Raw genomic sequence first — 19,670 nt, forward strand, 5'->3', positions numbered from 1 at the left:
CTTTTTATTGCCAGTTGCCTACGTCTCTCCCACCTGGAGCCATCAGTCATCACAGGGCTTGGTGACAGCCCTCAAGCCGGTTAACATCTTCCCTCTCTGCACTCCCTGCTCCGCTCGGGTATCGTCGCGCGATCCTGGCCGGACCGGAGTCGCCACTGCGCCCCTCGCGACCAACAAGGACCCGGACATGCCAAGGCTCGACAGCATTCATCTCTATCCCATCAAATCGACCGCAGGCATGCCGCTGACCCGTGCCCTGGTGACTGAAGAGGGCCTACAAGGCGATCGCCGCTACATGGTGGTCAAGCCGGACGGCAGCTTCATCACAGCCCGCACCCATCCCCAGTTGCAGCTGGTGGTGGCCGCCCCCGTCGAGGGCGGCTTGCAGTTGCGCTACCCGGGCCTGGAGCCCCTCAGCCTGCAAGAGCAAGCATTCAGCCTGGCCCCGCAGGCCACCGGCGTCTGGGGCGACAGCTTCCAGGCCCTGCACACCCAGGATCGGGCCGATGCCTGGCTGAGCCGGGTGGCGGGGGAGCCGGTCCGGTTGCTCTGGCTCGGGGAACGCTCCGATCGCTTCCGGGCCAAAACAGGCACCAGAGTCAGCTTCGCCGACGGTTATCCGCTGCTGCTGATCGGCCAGGCTTCCCTTGAGGATCTCAACCTGAGATCCGATGCCTTGCACCAGATGAGCCAGTTCAGGACCAATCTGGTGGCAAGCGGCGCGCGCCCGTTCGAGGAGGACGGCTGGAAGCGGATCCGCATCGGTGAGGTGGAGTTCCTGGTCGCCAAGCCCTGCAGCCGCTGCATCATGACCACGGTGGAGCCTGGCAGCGATCGCTTCAACGCCCTCAAGGAGCCGCTCGCCACCCTCACCCGCTATCGTCGCGGCGAGGATGGGGAGGTCTACTTCGGCCAGAATCTGGTGGCCCTGAACGAGGGCTGGATTGAAGCGGGCAGCGAGATAGAGGTGCTGGAGCGCGCCCGTCCGCCGGTCTACCCCAACGGGGCGCCGAAGAAGCGTGAGCTGGTCTGCGTGGCCCGCGAACCCTTGGCGCGGGATCTGGAGACCTTCTGGTTCGAGGCCGCCGACGGCGAGCCCCTGCCGGACTATTTGCCCGGTCAGCACCTGCCCGTCAGCCTCGACATCAAGGGGGAGCGGCTGCAACGGCGCTACACCCTGAGCTCCACGCCGGAGCAACCGGAGCGCTACAGCATCAGCGTCAAGCGCCTCGGTGACGGTCGCATCTCCCCCTGGCTGCACAGTCAGCTCAAGGTCGGTGACCGCCTGCTGGCCAGCGCCCCCGCCGGTGACTTCCACCTGGGGACAGAGCGCAAGTTGCTGCTGCTCTCGGCGGGATCCGGCGTCACCCCCATGCTCGCCATCGCCCGCACCTTGCAATTGCGCCATGAACTCGACGAGGTGCACTTTATGCACCTGTGCCGCAGCGAAGCCGACATCCCGGCCGCCGCCGAGCTGCATGCCCTGAGTCAAGCCGGGATGCAGCTGACCCTGATCCTGAGCCAACCAGATGGCCATTGGCAGGGATTGAGCGGCCGCCTGAGCCAGGCCCATTTCGCCAGGATCCCGGAGCTGCTAGCAAGGGACGTCTTCCTGTGCGGCCCCCACGGCTTTATGAGCGAGGCGGTCGCTCAGCTGCGTGAACTGGGAGTGCCTGCCGAGCGCATCAGGCAGGAGAGCTTCGGCGGCGCCATCCTTTCGGTGGCCCGCCCCCACCAGGCGGTGCAGCTGCGCATCGGCGAGCAGAGCTTTGCCGGCAACAACCAGGGCACTGTGCTGGATCAGGCCCACAAGCAGGGGGTGGAGCTGCCCTGGAGCTGCCGCGCCGGCATCTGCGGCAGTTGCAAGCAAACCCTGCTGTCGGGAGAGGTGGATCATCCGGAGGCACCGGCCATCACCGCCGCCGAGCGGGCCGAGGGCAAGATCCTCACCTGCTGCGCCGTACCGCTCACCGATCTGGTGATCGGACCCCGATAAGGGTGGGTGCGAGGGCCATGTGTCCCAGAAAGCAAAACGGCTGCCCAAAGGCAGCCGTTTTTGATGGCGATACGCTTAACCGCGCAGGGCGGCGATGCGCTGCTCGATGGGCGGGTGGCTCATGAACAGCTCGCTCACGGAGCGCTTGCCGTTGATGCCAAAGGCCATCATGGTGCCCTCCATCTGCGGCTCGGCACCGCGGGAGAGACGCTGCAGCGCGGCGATCATCTTGTCGCGACCGGCCAGCTTGGCGGCGCCCGCATCGGCGCGGAACTCACGCTGACGGCTGAACCACATGACGATCATGGAGGCCAGCACACCGAAGATCATCTCCAGCACGAAGACGGTGATCATGTAGGCGAAGCCACCGGAGCTGCTGCTCTCTTCGCTGTTGCTTGAGCTGAAAAAGTTGCTGATGACGCCGGCCACGATGCGGGCGAAGAACATCACGAAGGTGTTCACCACCCCCTGGATCAGGGTCAGGGTCACCATGTCACCATTGGCCACGTGGCTCACCTCGTGGGCCAGCACGGCTTCCGCCTCGTCACGGCTCATGCTGTAGAGCAGGCCGGAGGAGACGGCCACCAGCGAGTCGTCGCGACGGGCACCGGTGGCGAAGGCGTTCATCTCGGGGGAGTCGTAGATCCCCACCTCCGGCATCTTGATGCCTGCCTCGCGCGCCTGACGAGCCACTGTGCTCACCAGCCAGTGCTCGGTCTCGTTACGGGGTTGCTCGATGACCTGGACACCATAGCTGCGCTTGGCCATCCACTTGGACATCAGCAAGGAGATAAAGGAACCCCCAAAACCGAACACGGCGCAGAACACCAACAGACCGGAAATGCTGGACTTGTTGATCCCCAGAACCGAGAACAGGATATTGAGTACCACCCCCAGCACCAGCATGACGGCCAGGTTGGTCACCAGGAATAGCATAATTCGCTTCATATTGACTCCTTGTGAGATATAGATGCGTGGTCCGGGCCGATTCGCTGCCGGCCTGCTACCACACCAGCTCCAGATAATAGATAGATCCGATGAATGTTTGCTGAATGTCGGGTTCAGAGCAGAGGAGAAATATCGAGACACCCGCGCAAGTCAGCCTCGAGTGGATTGTTTACAAAGGGCATTTCACCCAAAAATGGCGCCGGTAGCAAGCCCCTCAGGGTATCCAGATTCTCCTGGTAGTGGCTCATGCGATCATCCAGCCGGTTGATCACCCAGCCCGCGATCGGCAGGTCCATGTTGCGGATGGCGGCGAAGGTGAGCAGCGCATGGTTGAGGCAGCCGAGCTTGGCCCCCACCACCACTATCACCGGCAGATTCTCCTGCCTGACCCAGTCCGACAGCAGATAGGTTCTGTCCAGCGGTAAAAACCAGCCCCCCGCCCCCTCGACGATCACCAGTTCGGCGCCGGCCTGCTCGATGGCACGCAGCCCCGCGGACAAGCCGCTCAGGGGGATGGATTCACCCACCTCGCGAGCCGCAATATGGGGCGCGATCGGGGGCTCATAGGCAAAGGGATTGACCAGATCGTAGGGCAGCGGCAGGCTGGCGGCAGCCTGCAGCAGCAGGGCATCCTGGTTGCGCAGCCCCTCGGCGGTGCGGGCGCAGCCCGCCGAAATGGGTTTGTAACCGGCGCATGAGATGCCCTGGGCGGCGAGTTCCCGCAGCAGGGTGCGGGCGACCAGCGTCTTGCCCACGTCGGTGTCGGTGCCGGTGATGAAGAAGGATTTGACCATGATGACTCCTCAACGCAATACAGGGTGAGAACCTGAGCCACTCACCCGCGTTTCTATGATGTTCGGTGGCGAGCCCGCTCCGCTTATGAGCGGGCGGAATCGCTTATGGGCGGATCAGCCGGCCTTCTGACGAACGAGTCGGCCCTCTATTGACGAACGAGTCGGCCCTCTATTGACGAACGAGTCGTCCAAGGCAGACCTGGTAGCTGGCGGCCAGCAGGCCATCCGGCTGACGGAATTGCTCATAGGCCTCCTCCAGGCGCAGCAGGCGCTGACGATTGCCAAGACCAGGCTGGCGTCCGTCGTTGAGCTGGCTGGCGCCTATGCCCTTGAGGTCCCGCAGCAGGCCGGTCAGCTCCGGGTAGGCGAGGGACCAGGTCTGGCACGCCAGTTCCGGGGCGGGGAAACCCCCGTCGCTGAGGGCGCGGCGCAATTGTGGCAGGCTGAGGAAGCGATTGACATGGGGACGCTCGTCAACTGTGCGCCAGGCCTCACGCAACTGCCACAGGGAGTCCGAGAGCAGGGTCGAGAACAGCAGCTGGCCGCCGGGCTTGAGCACCCGATACAACTCGGCGAAGGCCTGGGCCGGCCGCTCGCACCACTGCAGGGCCAGGCTGGAGAAGACCCAGTCCAGGCTCTGGTCGGCGAAGGGCAACTGCTCCGCATCGCCGCACAGCAGCAGGGCGCCGCTGCCCCGTTGGGCCGCCTGCGCCAGCATGCCGGGGGCGAGATCCAGCCCGTGCAGCCGCTGGCAGCGATCAGCAAGGGCAGGCAGGAAGAAGCCGGTGCCGCAGCCAAGATCCAGACCCACTTCCGGCAAGGCACCAGTCAGAGGTGAGCCCGCCGACATCATGGCCAGCAGGGCCTGCCCTACCTCCTGTTGGAACTTGGCATGGGCGTCGTAGTGACGGGCGGCGGCGCCGAAGCGGCGCGCCAGCTGCACCTTGTCGACCCGCTGAAAGGCGTCCCGAGATTGAGGCTCATGCATGGTGCGACTCCCCGGCAGGGGCCGGGCAGAGGGCTGCACCTTGGCAAGGGCCCAAGCCATCGAGCAGGCGATCGACATCCTGCGCGCTGTGGGCAGCGCAGAGGGTGATGCGCAGCCGCGCCGTGCCCGCCGGCACCGTCGGCGGGCGAATGGCACCGACCCAGAGGCCGCGCTCTCGCAGCCGCCCGCTCAGGGCCAGCGCGGGTACGCTCTCCCCCACCAGCAGCGGCTGGATCGGAGTCTCGCTCGCACCCAGCGTCCAACCAAGCTGGCTGGCCCCCTGCCGGAAGCGGGCGATGAGCGAGCCAAGATGGGCGCGAGCCTCATCGGCTTCCCGCACCAACACAATGCTCGCACTCACCGCGCAGGCCTGGGCGGCGGGCATATGGGTGCTGTAGACGTAGGGACGGGCGAAGTTGACCAGATAGTCCACCAGGGTGCGGCTGCCGCCGACGAAGGCCCCGGCCACCCCGAGCGCCTTGCCGAAGGTGCCCATCTGGATGTGGACGCAAGCCGGGTCAACACCTTGCGCCGCCAGGGTGCCGCGCCCCTCTGGCCCGAGCACCCCGATACCGTGGGCATCGTCGATCATCAGCCAGTTGCCGCTCTGGGCGGCCAGGGCTGCGAGCTCGCGCCAAGGCCCCTGATCCCCGTCCATGCTGAACACCCCCTCGGAGACGATGAGGCCCCGGTTTGGCTCCAGCTGCCGCTCGAGCGCCGCCATGTCGTTGTGGGCGAAGCGCCTCATCTTGCAGGGCAGCTGGCTGCCCATCTCCTGCAGGGAGGCGTGGTTTAGCCTGTCCTGCCACAGCAGGTGATCCTTGCCGAGCAAGGCTTTGAGCACCGCCTGGTTGGCGGAGAAGCCGCAGTTGAACAGCAGCACCGCCTCCAATCCAAGCCAGTCGGCGATCTGCTCCTCCAGTGCTTGATGGGCGCGGCTGTAGCCGGTCACCAGGGGGGAGGCGCCGGATCCCGCGCCATAACGATCGACCCCGGCCTTGAAGGCGGTCTTGATAGCCTCATGGCTCCCCAGCCCCAGGTAGTCGTTGGCGGAGAAGTTGAGGTAGTCGCACCCTCCCACCCGTAGCCGGGCACCGCTGGCCCCCTCGGTCGGGATGCGCCGGCGCAGCAGGGCCTCCTGCTCGCGGGCGACCAGTGCCTCCCGCAGCGCAAAGGGGCCTGGTTCGGCAGTCAGATACACAGGTTTCATATCGATTTTGCAGCAGATTGCACTGCTACTCTATCCGTCCCACTATGACGGGTCGCGTCATAGAACAGCTCGTCGCCAAGGGTTTCCCTTGTCACCTGGGCCAGCAGCTCCTTTTCTTGCACCGCATCCGGCTTCTGGGCGCGCTGGGCGGGGCGAATACCGAGCCGCTTGAACAGCTGCATGTCGGTACTCTCGTCCGGGTTCGGCGTGGTCAGCAGCTTGCAGCCGTAGAAGATCGAATTGGCACCCGCCATGAAGCACATGGCCTGCATCTGCTCGTTCATCTTCTCCCGCCCGGCGGAGAGGCGCACGTGGGAGCTCGGCATCATGATGCGGGCCACGGCGATGGTGCGGATAAATTCGAAGGAGTCGAGGTTCGCCTGGTTCTCCAGCGGCGTGCCCTTCACCTTGACCAGCATGTTGATGGGCACGCTCTCCGGGTGGCGCGGCAGGTTCGCCAGCGCCATCAGCAGGCCAGCGCGATCCTTGGCCTGCTCCCCCATGCCGACGATGCCGCCGGAGCAGACCTTCATGCCGGCGCCGCGCACGTGCTCCAGGGTGTCCAGCCTGTCCTGATAGGTGCGAGTAGTGATGATGTCACCGTAGAACTCCGGCGAGGTGTCGAGGTTGTGGTTGTAGTAGTCGAGCCCGGCGGCACCCAGACGCGAAGCCTGATCCGCGGTCAGCATACCGAGCGTCATGCAGGTCTCCATGCCGAGCCCCCGCACCTCCTCGACCATCCGCAGAATGTAGGGCATGTCTTTTTCCTTGGGGTTACGCCAGGCGGCACCCATGCAGAAGCGCGACGAGCCGTTGGCCCTCGCCTCGCGGGCCCGCTCCAGCACCTTCTCCACCTCCATCAGCCGCTCGGTCTCGAGGCCGGTGTGATAACGGGCGCTCTGGGGGCAGTACTTGCAATCCTCCGGGCAGGCCCCCGTCTTGATGGAGAGCAGGGTGCTCACCTGCACCTCGTTGGGATCGAAATGGGCGCGGTGCACCGTCTGGGCCTGAAACAGCAGATCGTTGAATGGCAGGGCAAACAGCGACTGCACCTCGGCGAGGGTCCAGTCGTGACGAAGGGCGTGACCACCCTGGGTGAGAGCATTCATACATGGCTTCCGATTGTTATAAGTGGGATCCTGCGCCGGCCATCCAGGATGAGCGACCGCAGAACCCGCCATGCCCCGCACGCAATCCTGAGTGTGCGAAGCCAAGTGGCTGAAATTGTTGGCTAGTGTAGAGAGCGCGCGTAGACTGTCAACACCGACCAGATTAATCACATTGACAACAGAACAAATAATGACCAATCAAGAATTCGACCTGCACCACGTCTGGCACCCCTATACCTCCCTCACCCATCCCCTGCCCTGCTACGAGGTGGCCAGCGCCAAGGGCGTGACCCTCAGCCTGAGCGATGGCCGTACCCTGGTGGATGGCATGAGCTCCTGGTGGGCCTGCATTCACGGCTATCAGGTGCCGGAGCTGGATGCGGCGGCGAGCGCTCAGCTCGGCAAGATGTCCCACGTGATGTTTGGCGGCCTGACCCATGCCCCCGCCATCGAGCTGTGCCGCAAGCTGGTGGAGATTACCCCGGCCGGGCTGGATCGGGTGTTCCTCGCCGATTCCGGCTCGGTGGCGGTGGAGGTGGCGCTCAAGATGGCCCAGCAGTACTGGCATGCCAAGGGCACCCCCAGATCCCGCTTCCTCTCCCTGCGCGGCGGCTATCACGGAGATACCTTCGGCGCCATGAGCGTCACCGACCCCGACGGCGGCATGCACGAGCTCTACAAGGGCTTCTTGCCCGAGCAGCTGTTTGTGGAGGCGCCGAGCTGCCGTTTCCACGCCGACTGGAACGAGGAGTGCGTGGTGGAGCTGGCCACCCTGATGGCGGATCACCACGAGGAGATCGCCGCCATAGTGCTCGAGCCCATCGTCCAGGGGGCAGGGGGCATGCGCTTCTATCACCCCCGCTACCTGCAGTGGGTGCGCGCCCTGTGCGACGAGTTCGGGGTGCTGCTCATCGCCGACGAGATTGCCACCGGTTTCGGCCGCACCGGCCAGCTGTTCGCCTGTGACTGGGCGGGGATCAGCCCGGACATCATGTGCCTTGGCAAGGCGCTCACCGGCGGCTACCTGACGCTCTCTGCCACCCTCACCACGGAGCGGGTTGCCCGCACCATCTGTGACGGCAAGGCGGGGGTCTTTATGCACGGGCCCACCTTTATGGGCAATCCGCTGGCCTGCGCCGTGGCCAACGCCTCCATCGAGCTGCTGCTGGCTTCTCCCTGGCAGGAGCGGGTGCGCGCCATCGAGCATCAGCTCAGAACCGAGCTGGTGGCCCTGACCCTGAACCCGGCGGTGGCGGATGTTCGGGTGCTGGGGGCCATCGGGGTGGTGGAGATGAAGGAGCGGGTCGATGTGGCGCGCATCCAGCGCAAGTTTGTCGAGCTGGGGGCCTGGATCCGGCCCTTCGGCAAGCTGGTCTATCTGATGCCCCCCTTCGTCATCTCCCCGTCGGAATTAACCGTGCTGACCACCGCCATCACCCAGGCCATCGCCAGCGGCGACTACTGAGCCAGCATGAACAGGCCCTGCATGGGAGTGCAGGGCCTTTTGACTCTTTTTCATCAGAATGTGAGCGAGACACCAGAACCCGGCAGATTGGAAGAGTAGACTGCGTGGGTTTGACCCAACAGATGTACCTTTCCCATGCGCCTCTCCATCACTGCCAAGATCAATTTTTTCCTGCTGTTCATCTTCTCCATGGTATTGGTGTTTTCCGCAGCCTATCAGGCGGTGCGCGAGCGCGATCTCATCCTGACCCTCATCAAGGAGCAGAGCCACGAGCAGACCGAGGCCTACTTCGACGGCCTCAACATGCTGATGCTGACCGACAAGATGGCGGCCCGCGATACCCTGCGTGGCAAGTTCCTCGAGCACGCCCACGTGGAAGACGCCCGCATAGTGCGCGGCGCACCGGTCAACAAGCAGTACGGGCCGGGTCGCGAGACCGAGGCGCCCAAGGACAGATTCGATGCCCTGGCGCTGGCGGGCAAGGCCAGCGTGGAGGTGGTCAACGACGGCATGCACAGCAGGCTGGTGGTGACCCGTCCACTGCTGGCCCAGAAAGATTTTCGTGGCACCGACTGCACCAGCTGCCATCAGGTGGCGGAGAACACCGTGCTGGGAGCGGTGCGATTCGACTACTCCCTCGACACCCTGTTCACAAGGGTCGAGCAGAATATTCTCACCTCGGCCTTGAGCCTCACCGTCATCTTCGGGCTGGGTCTGCTGCTGACCCTCTGGGTCATCCGCACCTGGATAGTCCGCCCCCTCAACCAGCTGACCCGCTCCATGGAAGAGGCCACCGATCGCCATGACTTCGGCCATCGGCTCGAGGGGGACGAGGGGGACGAGATAGGCAGAGTCGCGCTGGCCTACAACCAGATGCTCGACAGCGTGGAGCGCCAGCTCGGCAAGCGCCCCATCTCCCCGGAGCGAGACAAGAAAAACCAAGGCTGAGCGGGAGAACGTCACCGCCTGCGGGCTCTCGCCAGGCCCCGTAAGGCGCCTGCCTGTGCGCCGCCCTGCTCGCCCCCCGTTTTTACCGCCCACCTCGCGGGCGATCTGGGCCGACAACCCCGCAAACGACCGATATTTTTGCTTGGTTTTATCAAACCCCCGCGGGTAAGATTGACGGCTTAGTCTGCCAGCCAGGGCCCTTCATGCCCCGGCCAGACCCCTAGTGTTGTAAATAGCGCTGCAAGAACAAGCTGGAGACAAAATTTCGATGACGCACGCATCCGTAGTAGATGTGCTGGCCGGTAAGTATGCGGTTGGCACCACCCAGACAGTCAAAGGGTGGATCCGGACCCGCCGTGATTCCAAGGCGGGGATCTCATTTTTGGCCATATCCGATGGCTCCTGTTTCCATCCGGTACAGGCCGTCGTCCCCAATACCCTGGCCAATTACGAGAATGAAGTGCTGCGTCTGACCACCGCCTGCTCAGTGGAAGTGACCGGCGAGATCGTGGCTTCCCAGGGCAGCGGCCAGGCCTTCGAGCTGCAAGCCTCCGAGGTCAAGGTGGTGGGCTGGGTCGAAGATCCGGACACTTACCCCATGTCTGCCAAGCGTCACAGCATCGAATACCTGCGCGAGCAGGGTCACCTGCGTGCCCGCACCAACGTGGTCGGCGCCGTGACCCGGGTGCGCAACTGCCTGGCCCAGGCCATTCACCGCTTCTTCCACGAAGAAGGCTACCTGTGGATTGCCGCCCCCCTCATCACCGCCTCCGACACCGAAGGCGCTGGCGAGATGTTCCGCGTCTCCACCCTGGATCTGGAAAACCTGCCGCGCACCGAGGCCGGCAAGGTCGACTACGACAAGGACTTCTTCGGCAAGGAGACCTTCCTGACCGTGTCCGGCCAGTTGAACGTCGAGACCTACGCCTGCGCCCTGTCCAAGGTCTACACCTTCGGGCCGACCTTCCGCGCCGAAAACTCCAACACCAGCCGCCACTTGGCCGAGTTCTGGATGGTGGAGCCGGAGATCGCCTTCGCGGATCTGGAAGATAACGCCGCCCTGGCCGAAGCCATGCTCAAATACGTCTTCAACGCCGTGCTGACCGAGCGCCGCGACGATCTGGAGTTCTTCGCCCAGCACATCGACAAGGACGCCATCGACCGTCTGGAGCGTTTCGTCGCCTCCGACTTCGCCCAGATCGACTACACCGACGCCATCGAAGTGTTGAAGAACTGTGGCAAGAAGTTCGAGTTCCCTGTCTCCTGGGGTATAGATCTCTCCTCCGAGCACGAGCGCTATCTGGCCGAGGAACACTTCAAGTCACCGGTAGTAGTGAAGAACTACCCGAAAGACATCAAGGCCTTCTACATGCGCCTCAACGACGACGGCAAGACCGTTGCCGCCATGGACGTGCTGGCCCCGGGGATCGGCGAGATCATCGGTGGTTCCCAGCGTGAGGAGCGTCTGGACGTGCTGGATGCGCGCCTGGCCGAGATGGGCCTGAACAAGGAAGACTACTGGTGGTACCGCGACCTGCGCCGCTACGGCACAGTGCCGCACTCCGGCTTTGGTCTGGGCTTCGAGCGCCTGGTGGTCTATGTGACCGGCATGGGCAACGTGCGCGACGTCATCCCCTTCCCGCGCACCCCTCGCACCGCCGAGTTCTAAGCCGCGAGCAGTGCCACATTGCAAAAAAGCCGACCTCTGGGTCGGCTTTTTTTATGGTTCGCAGGCCGCGCGCCGGGACCCCGGCTACTTCCTCAGACTCGATAACGTGCGGCGGCATGGGCCTGCCGGATATCGGAGAACAGGGCCTTGCGCGCGCCTTCGAAGTCATCCCAGCGGCTCGCCTCGTGCAGCGGCGGTATGGTGACCAGCTCGCGGCGATCGAAACCGACCAGGGCCGCGTCCACCAGCTCACCCACCTCCATCACCTCCGGCAGGCTGTCGGGATCGATGCCGGATCGCGCCCAGATCTCGGTGCGGGTCGCCGCCGGCAGCACCGCCTGCACATAGACACCGTGGGGTGAGAGCTCCTGGTTCATGCCCTGAGACAGGTAGAGCACGAAGGCCTTGGTCGCACCGTAGAGCGTCATGCCAAATTCCGGGGCCAGCCCGACCACGGAGCCGATGTTCACTATGCTGCCCGCGCCGGCTTGCGCCAGCCGCGGGGCGATGGCGGCGGCCAGCCGTGCCAGCGCCGTGGTGTTGAGGGCCATCAGCTGATCTATGCTGGCGGCGCTCTGCTCGATGAAGCGCCCCACCTGCCCGGCCCCGGCGTTGTTGATCAGGATACCGATGCTAGCGTCATCGCGCAGGCGGGCCTCGACCCTTTCCAGGTCTTGCGATTGGGTGAGATCTGCCGGCAGTACATCGACGGCGACGCCACACTCCTGGCGCAGACGGGTGGCGAGCGTCTCCAGCCTGGCCTGATCGCGGGCGACCAGCACCAGATCGTGGCCGCGCCGTGCGAAGCGGTCAGCGTAGGTGGCACCGATGCCGCTGGAGGCGCCGGTAATAAGCACTGCGGGATTCGTAGTCATGATGGGGTTCTCTCGATGAAGATGCGGTGGCTGCCCACTCGGGTGCAGCCGATGGCATGACGAGGCCGCACCGCCCTGGCACGACCTCGCCGACGGGTCATGAGTCGCTGGCTCCCGCCAGGGCCGGATAGTCGATGTAACCCTCGGCGCCGCCGCCGTAGAGGGTCTCGGGTTTCAGCGCGGCAAGGGGAGCGCCGAGGGCCAGCCGCGCCACCAGATCCGGATTGCTGATAAAGGGGCGCCCAAAGGCAAACAAGTCCGCCTTGCCCTGGCTCAGATAGGTGTTGGCCAGCGCCAGGTCATAGCCGTTGTTGGCCAGATAGGTCTGCTTGAAGCGGCGGCGCAGGGAGCCAAAGTCGAAGGGGGCCAGCTCCCGGGGACCGCCGGTGGCCCCCTCGATCACGTGCAGATAGACGATGCCAAGCGCGCTGAGCCGCTCGACCAGATAGTCGTACTGCGGCTGGGGATCGCTGCAGGAGATGCCGTTGGCCGGCGAGACCGGGGAGAGACGCACCCCGGTGCGATCGGCCCCAATCTCCTCTGCCACCGCGGCGGTGACCTCCAGCAACAGACGCGCGCGATTCTCGATGGAGCCACCATAGGCATCGGTGCGCAGGTTGGCCCCATCCTTGAGGAACTGCTCCAGCAGGTAGCCGTTGGCGCCGTGCACCTCGACCCCGTCGAAGCCCGCCGCCATGGCGTTGGCAGCCGCCTGACGAAAGTCATCGACGATGGCAGGGAGCTCCTCCAGGGTCAGTGCCCGTGGCGCCGACACCTCGACGAAGCCGTTGTTGACGAAGGTCTTGGTCTCGGCGCGGATCGCCGAGGGGGCCACGGGGGCGGCGCCCTGCGGCTGCAAATCGACGTGGGAGACCCGGCCGACGTGCCAGAGCTGCACGAAGATCTTGCCTCCCTTGGCATGCACCGCATCGGTCACCTTGCGCCAGCCTGCTACCTGCGGCTGGGTGTAGAGGCCGGGGGTGTCCTGATAGCCCTGGGCCTGGGCGGAGACCTGGGTCGCCTCGGCGATCAGCAGGCCCGCCGTGGCTCTCTGGCTGTAATAGGTGGCGGCAAATTCGCTCGGCACCAGGCCGGGACCGGCGCGATTGCGGGTGAGCGGGGCCATCACGATGCGATTGGCGAGGGTGATGGGGCCGAGGGGATAGGTCTCGAAGAGCGTCTTGTCTGTCATGTCTCGCCTCTGTCAGTTGAAGGCCGGGTCTGGTGTGGAAGCGGGCGCCTGCCAAAACCGCTCAGGCGTATCCATGATGGCGCAGGTCGGGCAATCACGCCCGCTCGCCGCTGCCGGATCGAACGCCATTAAAGATGACGATCATCATCTTTGCAGTCAAGTGTTTTGATGATGACCGACATCAATGTATATTGGGCATCACATTACTCGCACCAATTAAGAGAGATCACCGGCGATGAGGGTCACCAAGGCACAGGCACAGGCGAACCGGGCACACATAGTCGAGACTGCCGCCAGGCTGTTTCGGGAGCGGGGTTACGACGGTGTGGGGGTGGCGGATCTGATGGCCGCCGCCGGCTTTACCCATGGCGGCTTCTACAAGCACTTCCCGGCCAAGGCGGATCTGATGGCGGAGGCCGCCACCTGCGCCTTCGAGCAGAGCGCCGAGAAGACCCGCACCCTGGACGCCCCCTCGTTTGTCAGCCACTACCTGTCCCGGGAGCACCGCGACGGCCCGGGGGATGGCTGCATCATGGCCGCCCTGTGCGCCGATGCGGCCCGTCAGCCAGCGCAGATCAAGGCCGCCTTCGCGACCGGTATCGAGACCCTGCTGACCCGCGCAGGGACACTCGGCGAGGTGGATGGCGAACATGACGAGGCGGCCCGCCGGGCCAGGGGCATAGCGCTGATGGCGCAGATGATAGGCGCCATAGTGCTGTCGCGCGCCTGCCCGGATGACTCGCCACTGGCCGATGAGATCCTCGCGACCTGCGGCGACGCCATCCTCTCCCGCCTCCCCTCGGCCGCTGCCGCGCCAGACGACAATCAATAACGAATGAAGGGCGGGCCTTGTCCCGCCCTTTCTGGGCCTTGCTCCTAACACCTGACCTATCCCCGCCCCCGAATTGATAGCCACGCCTGATATGGCGCCCCATTCATGCCCCCGGCTCCACCCTTCATCTCGCCTTGGGCTCTAAGGCAACGCCTGCTCCGATCTTCCCTCTCCCGGCTCGCGGCAAGCCCCTTTGCCGCGCCATTTCCCTCCTTTTATCGCCTCAGACCGTAGTTTTTATGCACTTAAATCGAAAAAAGATGAGTTGTTGAAGCACTTCAAATTTTTACCCCTTTAGGGTAGGCAGAATAACCACTAACCCTTTAGGGGCAAATAACAACAAACAATGTCGTCCTGGGCGCTGCGCCTTCATGGACCGAATCACACGAGGTAATGGAATGATCTTCATGGAATTTATGGTGGTACTCGGCTGTTTGCTGCTGGGTACCCGTTTCGGGGGCATGGGACTGGGTCTCATCAGCGGCATAGGCCTGTTCCTGCTGACCTTCGTGTTCGGCCTCACCCCGGGTGAGCCACCGGTGCAGGTGATGCTCACCATACTGGCGGTGATCGGTTGCGCCGCCACCCTGCAGACCGCGGGCGGCCTCAACCTGATGATGCAGATTGCCGAGCGCCTGCTGCGCCGCCACCCGCAATACATCACCATCCTGGCCCCCCTCACCACCTGGACCCTCACCTTCCTGTGCGGCACCGGCCACGTGGTCTACACCATGTTCCCCATCATCTCCGACATTGCGCTGCAGAAGAATATCCGCCCGGAGCGCCCCATGGCGGTGGCGTCCGTCGCCTCCCAGATGGCGATCTGCGCCTCGCCGGTGTCGGTGGCCGTGGTCTCCATGGTCTCCATCCTGGCGGCCGGTCACGGCATAGGTCAGGCCTACAGCCTGCTCGACATCCTGATGATCGCCATCCCCTCTTCCCTGTCCGGCGTCATAGTCGCGGCCCTGTGGAGCCTGCGCCGCGGCAAGGATCTGGACAAGGACGAGGAGTTCCAGGCCAAGATCAAGGATCCGGAGCAACGCGCCTTCATCTACGGCGGCGGTGAGACCCTGCTCAACACCAAGTTCCCGAAAGAAGCCTACTGGTCGACCTGGATCTTCTTCGCCGCCATCGCCGCCGTGGTGGTGCTGGGGGCCGACGCCTCCCTGCGCCCGGTGTTCGAGATCGGCGGCAAGACGGGCCCCCTCTCCATGAACCTGGTCATCCAGATGATGATGCTGATCGCCGGCGCCGTGATCCTGATGCGCTGCAAGGTCAAGCCGGGTGACATCTCCAACGGAGCCGTATTCAAGGCGGGCATGGTCGCCATCTTCTCGGTGTTCGGGGTCGCCTGGATGAGCGAGACCTTCTTCCAGGCCCACATGCCACTGCTCAAAGAAACCCTGGCCCACGTGGTGCAGGCCCAGCCCTGGACCTATGCCCTGGTGCTCTTCCTCATCTCCAAGCTGGTGAACAGCCAGGCCGCCGCGCTCACTGCCATCGCCCCCATGGGGCTGGCGCTGGGGGTCGAGCCCAAGCTGCTGATCGCCTTCCTGCCGGCGAGCTACGGTTACTTCGTGCTGCCGACCTACCCGAGCGATCTGGCCTGTATCGGTTTCGACCGCACCGGCACCACCCGCATCGGCAAGTACATCATCAACCACAGCTTCATCATTCCGGGCCTGATCGGGGTGGCCACCTCCTGCAGCCTGGGTTATGTGCTGACCAGCATACTGCTGTGACGCGCTTTCACACCCATCGGCATTACTGATGCCACTCAACAGGCCTCCGTTTGCGGGGCCTGTTGTCTTTCTGCCCTCTGCGCCCGCCCTACGGATTTTGCCAAGGCCCCCTTGGGCGGGTAGCATGCCTCCCTCTTTCCCTTCTGGAATCACACCATGTCTCGCGTCATCGCACTCTGGAGCGGCGGCAAGGATGCCATGCAGGCGCTCTGCCATGCCCGCGATCAGGGCCATCAGGTGGTGGCTCTGGTCACCTTCGCTCCGCCCAACCCCAGCTTCCTCGCCCATCCCCTGCCGCTGGTGCGGCGCCAGGCGGAGGCCCTGGGCCTGCCCCACCGGCTGGTCACCATAGAGGCCCCGTTCGAGCAGAGTTACGAGCAGGCGCTGGCCGACTTGCGGCAGGAGTGGCAGATCGAGGGGGTGGTCACCGGCGACATCGACAGCGTGGCCGGGGCACCTAACTGGATCCGCGAGCGCTGCCGCCCGCTCGGCCTCGCCGTCCATACCCCGCTCTGGCAGCAAACTCGCGTGGCGCTGCTGGCGGATCTGCTGGCCCGCGGCATCAAGGCCCACCTCTCCTGCGTCGATACCAGGGTGCTGACCCCGGACTGGGTGGGACGGGCGCTGGACGCCGCCACCCTGGCCGAATTGCAGGCGCTGGCGGCGCGGCAGGGTTTCGATGCCTGCGGCGAGCAGGGGGAGTACCACAGCATGGTGACCGACGGGCCAGGGTTTGCGGCGCCCCTCCCCCTCAGCGGCTGGCGGGTAGCGCGGCAGGATCACCTCGCCTATCTGGCGGAAGATGGCGAGAGCCATCTAGTCAGTTAGACATTAATCAGTTAGGCATTAATCAGTTAGGCGCTAGCCATCTAGTCAGTTAGGCATTAGTCAGTGAGGCGTTAGCCATCTAGTCAGTTAGGCATTAGTCAGTGAGGCGTTAGCCATCTGATCAGTTAGGGCTGCGCCAGACCATCCAATTTCCATAAAAAACGGGAGGCCTGGGCCTCCCGTTTGCACTGCTTTTATTCGATATGTCAGCGTGCCAGCTTGGTCAGCACCCGCTTAAGCAGACGAATGCGCGGCGCTATGCTGTCCAGCAGCAGGAACTCGCTCTGTGAGTGGAAGCCACCCCCCATGGGGCCGAAGCCGTCCAGCGACGGCACCCCGGCCGCGGCGGTGAAGTTCGCATCCGAGCCGCCACCGGCCTCCAGCCAGTTGAAGGGGATCCCCTCCTCCGCCGCCGCGTCCTCCACCAGCCTCATCAGCCCCTGAGTGTCCTCGTTGGGGCGCATCGCCGGCTTGAAGGTCTGGCGCTCCACCTCGACCCGGCAACCGCGTAGGAAGGGGTTGTTGGCCATGAAGCCGAGCCGCTCGTGCACGGCGGCGGCCTCGTCGTTGCTCCAGAAGCGCAGATCGACGATGGCCTCGGCGAAGTCCGGCACCACATTGACCCCTGTGCCCCCCTGCACTACCCCCACGTTCATGGTGGTACCCGTCTCCAGGTTCACCTGCTCGTTGATGGCCAGCACCCAATTCGCGAGTTCTGTGATGGCGGAGATCCCCTCGGCCAGGGCCGAGCCCGCGTGGGACGCCTTGCCGTGGAAGCGGATGCGGTACTTGGCGTTGCCCTTGCGGGCGCTGATGAGATCCCCGCTCGGGCGGGCCGCCTCGGCCACCAGCACGCAGCCGCTCTGCTTGGCCTTCTCCACCAGCCACTCCTTGGACCAGGGGGAGCCAATCTCCTCGTCGCAGTTGCAGCAGACCAGCACCCGGAGCTTGGCCAGCACCGCCGGATCCAGGGCCTTGAGGGCATACCAGGTGGAGAGCAGACCGCTCTTCATGTCCGAGACGCCGGGGCCGAAGGCCTGATCGCCCTCCACCTTGAGCGGCCGTTTGGCGGCAGTCCCCTCCGGGAATACCGTATCCATGTGGCCCACCAGCATGACGTCATAGTGGCTGGCGCCGGGGGCATTGGTGATCTCGAGGCAGGGGCCGCACTCATCGGCGAACTGGTGGCGCACCACCTGCCAGCCGATGGCCTCATATTTTTCGGTCATGATGTCGGCCACTTTGGCCACCCCGGCCGGGGTACGGGTGCCGCAATCGAGGTTGATCAGCGGGGCGAGATCCGCCAGGTAGGTATCGAGGGAAAAGCCGTTAAGTGAGTCTGTCATCATCATCTCCATGTCGTGGGAAGGCAGGCCTCCCATCCAATAGCCGAGTGAAAAGAGCGGACGGCCCGGGCCATCCGCCAGCTGATTACATAAACAGCAGGTAGTTGAGTGCCAATGCGGTCACCAGGGCGCCCGCCATGGGCACGCTGGTGCGTTTCACCACCACGAAGGGAGAGACCTTGGCGATGCCGGCGCAGGCGATGAGCACGGCGGCGATGGGGGAGATGCTGCGGCCGATACTGGAGGCGAGCTGCATGGGCAGCAACATGGTCACCGCCGGCACCCCGAACTTGGCCGCCACCGCGGGGGCCAAGGTGGAGAAGCTCAGGAAGGCGGCGTTGCCGGAGCCCATGATGACCGCGGCCACCATGATGAGGCCCACCATCACCAGCGTCATCAGGCCGCTGCCGATGCCGGCGTTGCTGGCGGAGTGGAGCAGGGTGTCGATGGCGCCGATGGCCTTGAGGGATTCCGCAAACAGTTCGGCGCAGACAATGAGCGCCACGACGGGGCCGAACACCTTGCCCATGCCGTCGAGGAAGCTCGACAGTCCGGCCATGGCGGTGCGCACCGAGCGGCTACGCAGCAGCTCGCACAGCATGCCGATGAACACCGACAGCAGCATGGCCACCTCCACGCTCATCTTGATGTCGTCCTCCAAGAGCTTCGAGAAGGTCATCATCAGCACGAAGGGGATGATGGGCAGCAGGGCATACCAGGTCGGCGCCTTCACCTCGTCCGTCCCCTGCTCGTCGAGCTCCGCGTGATCGCCACGGTGCAGGGCGGGATCCCAGCCATCCTGGCGATCGCAGTGCCGCTGCCAGAAGAAGTGCAGCACCATGGTCACCAGCAGCATGGGGGCCACCAGCCAGATCTGGTAATCCACGAAGTAGCTGGTCGGATCCAGGCCGGACTGGCCGGCGGAGAAGATGGCGTTGGTCTGGGTCGGGCCAATCTCGAACGCCTGGGAGGTGGCGATGACGCCACAGGCGGAGGCCGAGCTGATGCCGAGGTTGCGCATCACAGGGTACATGGTGACCATCAGCAGCAGACCGAGGCCGGTGGCCGAGGTGACGAACAGGGAGACGAACACCGCCACCAGGTAACAGATCGCCAGCATCAGGTAGCTGGACTGGATGCCCGCCACCGGCTTGACCGCCACCCGCACCAGGGCCTGGGAGGCGCCGATGTGGGACATGTAAGTCGCAAAGCCCGCCACCGCCATGATGGTGAGGCCAAGCCCCGCCGCTCGGTAAGAGAAGATCCCCTTGAACACCTCGAACAGGTCGAACAGGGCGAAGCCGGTGCTCTTGTCGGCGGGCAGTATGGGGTGCAGACCCAGCCAGTAGGCCAGGGTGAAGAGGCTCATCCCCGCCAGCGCCAGCACGGCCTGCGGGTTGTAGTCCTTGACGATGCCGTAGATCACGGCCATCAGCACGAACGAGACGAATAAGAGTTCCAAAATGCGCTCCTGTTAAGATATCGAGGGGCGGAATCTAGTGGCCGATCCCGTCTTCTCCCTTGATCCCCATCAATAAAGATGGATTGGATGCACATTTAAAGAATAAAACACCAACTAAATCACAAAAATCAGTCGTTAAATTTGACGTCAGCGCATTAAGATCCAGTTGCATAGCGTCAGGCCCCGCAACCTCCACTTTTTTTGCTCTGGATCAACGTCCGTTGGGGGTGAACTGGCCAAGATGCCCGTCGACACAAGGCGACCAT

At 64.3% G+C, this 19,670-nt stretch carries 16 protein-coding genes; 7 read left to right on the forward strand and 9 right to left on the reverse strand.

All coding sequences use genetic code 11. The annotated features are described in order from the left end of the window. The first annotated feature begins 187 nt into the window (after positions 1 to 187). Positions 188 to 1,996 (forward strand): MOSC N-terminal beta barrel domain-containing protein, encoded by a 1,809-nt coding sequence (locus tag BN1124_RS11615; protein WP_042642043.1) that lies wholly within the window; start codon positions 188 to 190, stop codon positions 1,994 to 1,996. A gap of 75 nt (positions 1,997 to 2,071) precedes the next feature. Here the strand turns inward: BN1124_RS11615 and htpX are convergent, their stop codons facing one another. The 5 genes from htpX to bioB form a co-directional block, all read right to left on the reverse strand. Then, positions 2,072 to 2,944 carry a protease HtpX gene (htpX, locus tag BN1124_RS11620; protein ID WP_042642045.1) on the reverse strand — a complete coding sequence of 291 codons (873 nt, stop codon included), beginning with the start codon at positions 2,942 to 2,944 and terminating at the stop codon, positions 2,072 to 2,074. A 113-nt stretch (positions 2,945 to 3,057) separates the two neighbouring features. After that, the gene (gene bioD / locus BN1124_RS11625; protein WP_042642047.1) at positions 3,058 to 3,738 is read right to left on the reverse strand and encodes a dethiobiotin synthase; all 681 of its coding nucleotides are present in this window, start codon (positions 3,736 to 3,738) and stop codon (positions 3,058 to 3,060) included. A gap of 169 nt (positions 3,739 to 3,907) precedes the next feature. After that, the gene (gene bioC / locus BN1124_RS11630) at positions 3,908 to 4,726 is read right to left on the reverse strand and encodes a malonyl-ACP O-methyltransferase BioC (RefSeq protein ID WP_042642359.1); all 819 of its coding nucleotides are present in this window, start codon (positions 4,724 to 4,726) and stop codon (positions 3,908 to 3,910) included. Continuing rightward, on the reverse strand, positions 4,719 to 5,936 hold the full coding sequence (bioF, locus tag BN1124_RS11635) for an 8-amino-7-oxononanoate synthase (RefSeq protein ID WP_042642049.1): 1,218 nt from the start codon (positions 5,934 to 5,936) through the stop codon (positions 4,719 to 4,721). The genes bioC and bioF overlap by 8 nt, the downstream gene beginning before the upstream one ends. Continuing rightward, positions 5,933 to 7,045, reverse strand: a complete 1,113-nt coding sequence (bioB, locus tag BN1124_RS11640) for a biotin synthase BioB (protein WP_042642051.1) — start codon at positions 7,043 to 7,045, stop codon at positions 5,933 to 5,935. Before bioB ends, bioF begins: the two co-directional genes overlap by 4 nt. A 190-nt stretch (positions 7,046 to 7,235) precedes the next feature. Between bioB and bioA the strand changes: the two genes are divergently transcribed. The 3 genes from bioA (at position 7,236) to asnS (ending at position 11,127) form a co-directional block, all read left to right on the forward strand. Next, on the forward strand, positions 7,236 to 8,510 hold the full coding sequence (bioA, locus tag BN1124_RS11645; RefSeq protein WP_042642052.1) for an adenosylmethionine--8-amino-7-oxononanoate transaminase: 1,275 nt from the start codon (positions 7,236 to 7,238) through the stop codon (positions 8,508 to 8,510). A 135-nt stretch (positions 8,511 to 8,645) separates the two neighbouring features. Beyond that, positions 8,646 to 9,458, forward strand: a complete 813-nt coding sequence (locus BN1124_RS11650) for a HAMP domain-containing protein (RefSeq protein ID WP_042642054.1) — start codon at positions 8,646 to 8,648, stop codon at positions 9,456 to 9,458. Between the two features lie 268 nt (positions 9,459 to 9,726). Further along, positions 9,727 to 11,127 carry an asparagine--tRNA ligase gene (asnS, locus tag BN1124_RS11655; protein ID WP_042642056.1) on the forward strand — a complete coding sequence of 467 codons (1,401 nt, stop codon included), beginning with the start codon at positions 9,727 to 9,729 and terminating at the stop codon, positions 11,125 to 11,127. Positions 11,128 to 11,219: 92 nt separating this feature from the next. Here the strand turns inward: asnS and BN1124_RS11660 are convergent, their stop codons facing one another. Continuing rightward, on the reverse strand, positions 11,220 to 12,002 hold the full coding sequence (locus tag BN1124_RS11660; RefSeq protein WP_042642058.1) for an SDR family NAD(P)-dependent oxidoreductase: 783 nt from the start codon (positions 12,000 to 12,002) through the stop codon (positions 11,220 to 11,222). Positions 12,003 to 12,099: 97 nt separating this feature from the next. Then, the gene (locus BN1124_RS11665; protein ID WP_042642060.1) at positions 12,100 to 13,194 is read right to left on the reverse strand and encodes an alkene reductase; all 1,095 of its coding nucleotides are present in this window, start codon (positions 13,192 to 13,194) and stop codon (positions 12,100 to 12,102) included. 235 nt (positions 13,195 to 13,429) lie between these two features. On the opposite strand from BN1124_RS11665, the gene BN1124_RS11670 reads away from it, so the two are divergent. The 3 genes from BN1124_RS11670 to BN1124_RS11680 all read left to right on the forward strand — a co-directional run bounded on the left by BN1124_RS11670 (position 13,430) and on the right by BN1124_RS11680 (position 16,596). After that, positions 13,430 to 14,026 (forward strand): TetR/AcrR family transcriptional regulator, encoded by a 597-nt coding sequence (locus BN1124_RS11670; RefSeq protein ID WP_042642062.1) that lies wholly within the window; start codon positions 13,430 to 13,432, stop codon positions 14,024 to 14,026. 398 nt (positions 14,027 to 14,424) lie between these two features. After that, complete coding sequence (locus BN1124_RS11675; RefSeq protein WP_042642064.1) at positions 14,425 to 15,768, forward strand: anaerobic C4-dicarboxylate transporter; 1,344 nt, start codon at positions 14,425 to 14,427, stop codon at positions 15,766 to 15,768. Positions 15,769 to 15,924: 156 nt separating this feature from the next. Next, positions 15,925 to 16,596: a Dph6-related ATP pyrophosphatase gene (locus BN1124_RS11680; protein WP_042642065.1), complete on the forward strand. Its 672-nt coding sequence runs from the start codon at positions 15,925 to 15,927 to the stop codon at positions 16,594 to 16,596. A gap of 206 nt (positions 16,597 to 16,802) precedes the next feature. Here the strand turns inward: BN1124_RS11680 and BN1124_RS11685 are convergent, their stop codons facing one another. After that, positions 16,803 to 17,942 carry a M20 family metallopeptidase gene (locus BN1124_RS11685; protein WP_042642067.1) on the reverse strand — a complete coding sequence of 380 codons (1,140 nt, stop codon included), beginning with the start codon at positions 17,940 to 17,942 and terminating at the stop codon, positions 16,803 to 16,805. 85 nt (positions 17,943 to 18,027) lie between these two features. Next, positions 18,028 to 19,404 carry a C4-dicarboxylate transporter DcuC gene (gene dcuC / locus BN1124_RS11690; protein ID WP_042642069.1) on the reverse strand — a complete coding sequence of 459 codons (1,377 nt, stop codon included), beginning with the start codon at positions 19,402 to 19,404 and terminating at the stop codon, positions 18,028 to 18,030. Positions 19,405 to 19,670 lie beyond the last annotated feature (266 nt).

Origin of the sequence: Aeromonas eucrenophila (genome assembly GCF_000819865.1) — a bacterium.
GTDB lineage: Bacteria > Pseudomonadota > Gammaproteobacteria > Enterobacterales > Aeromonadaceae > Aeromonas > Aeromonas eucrenophila.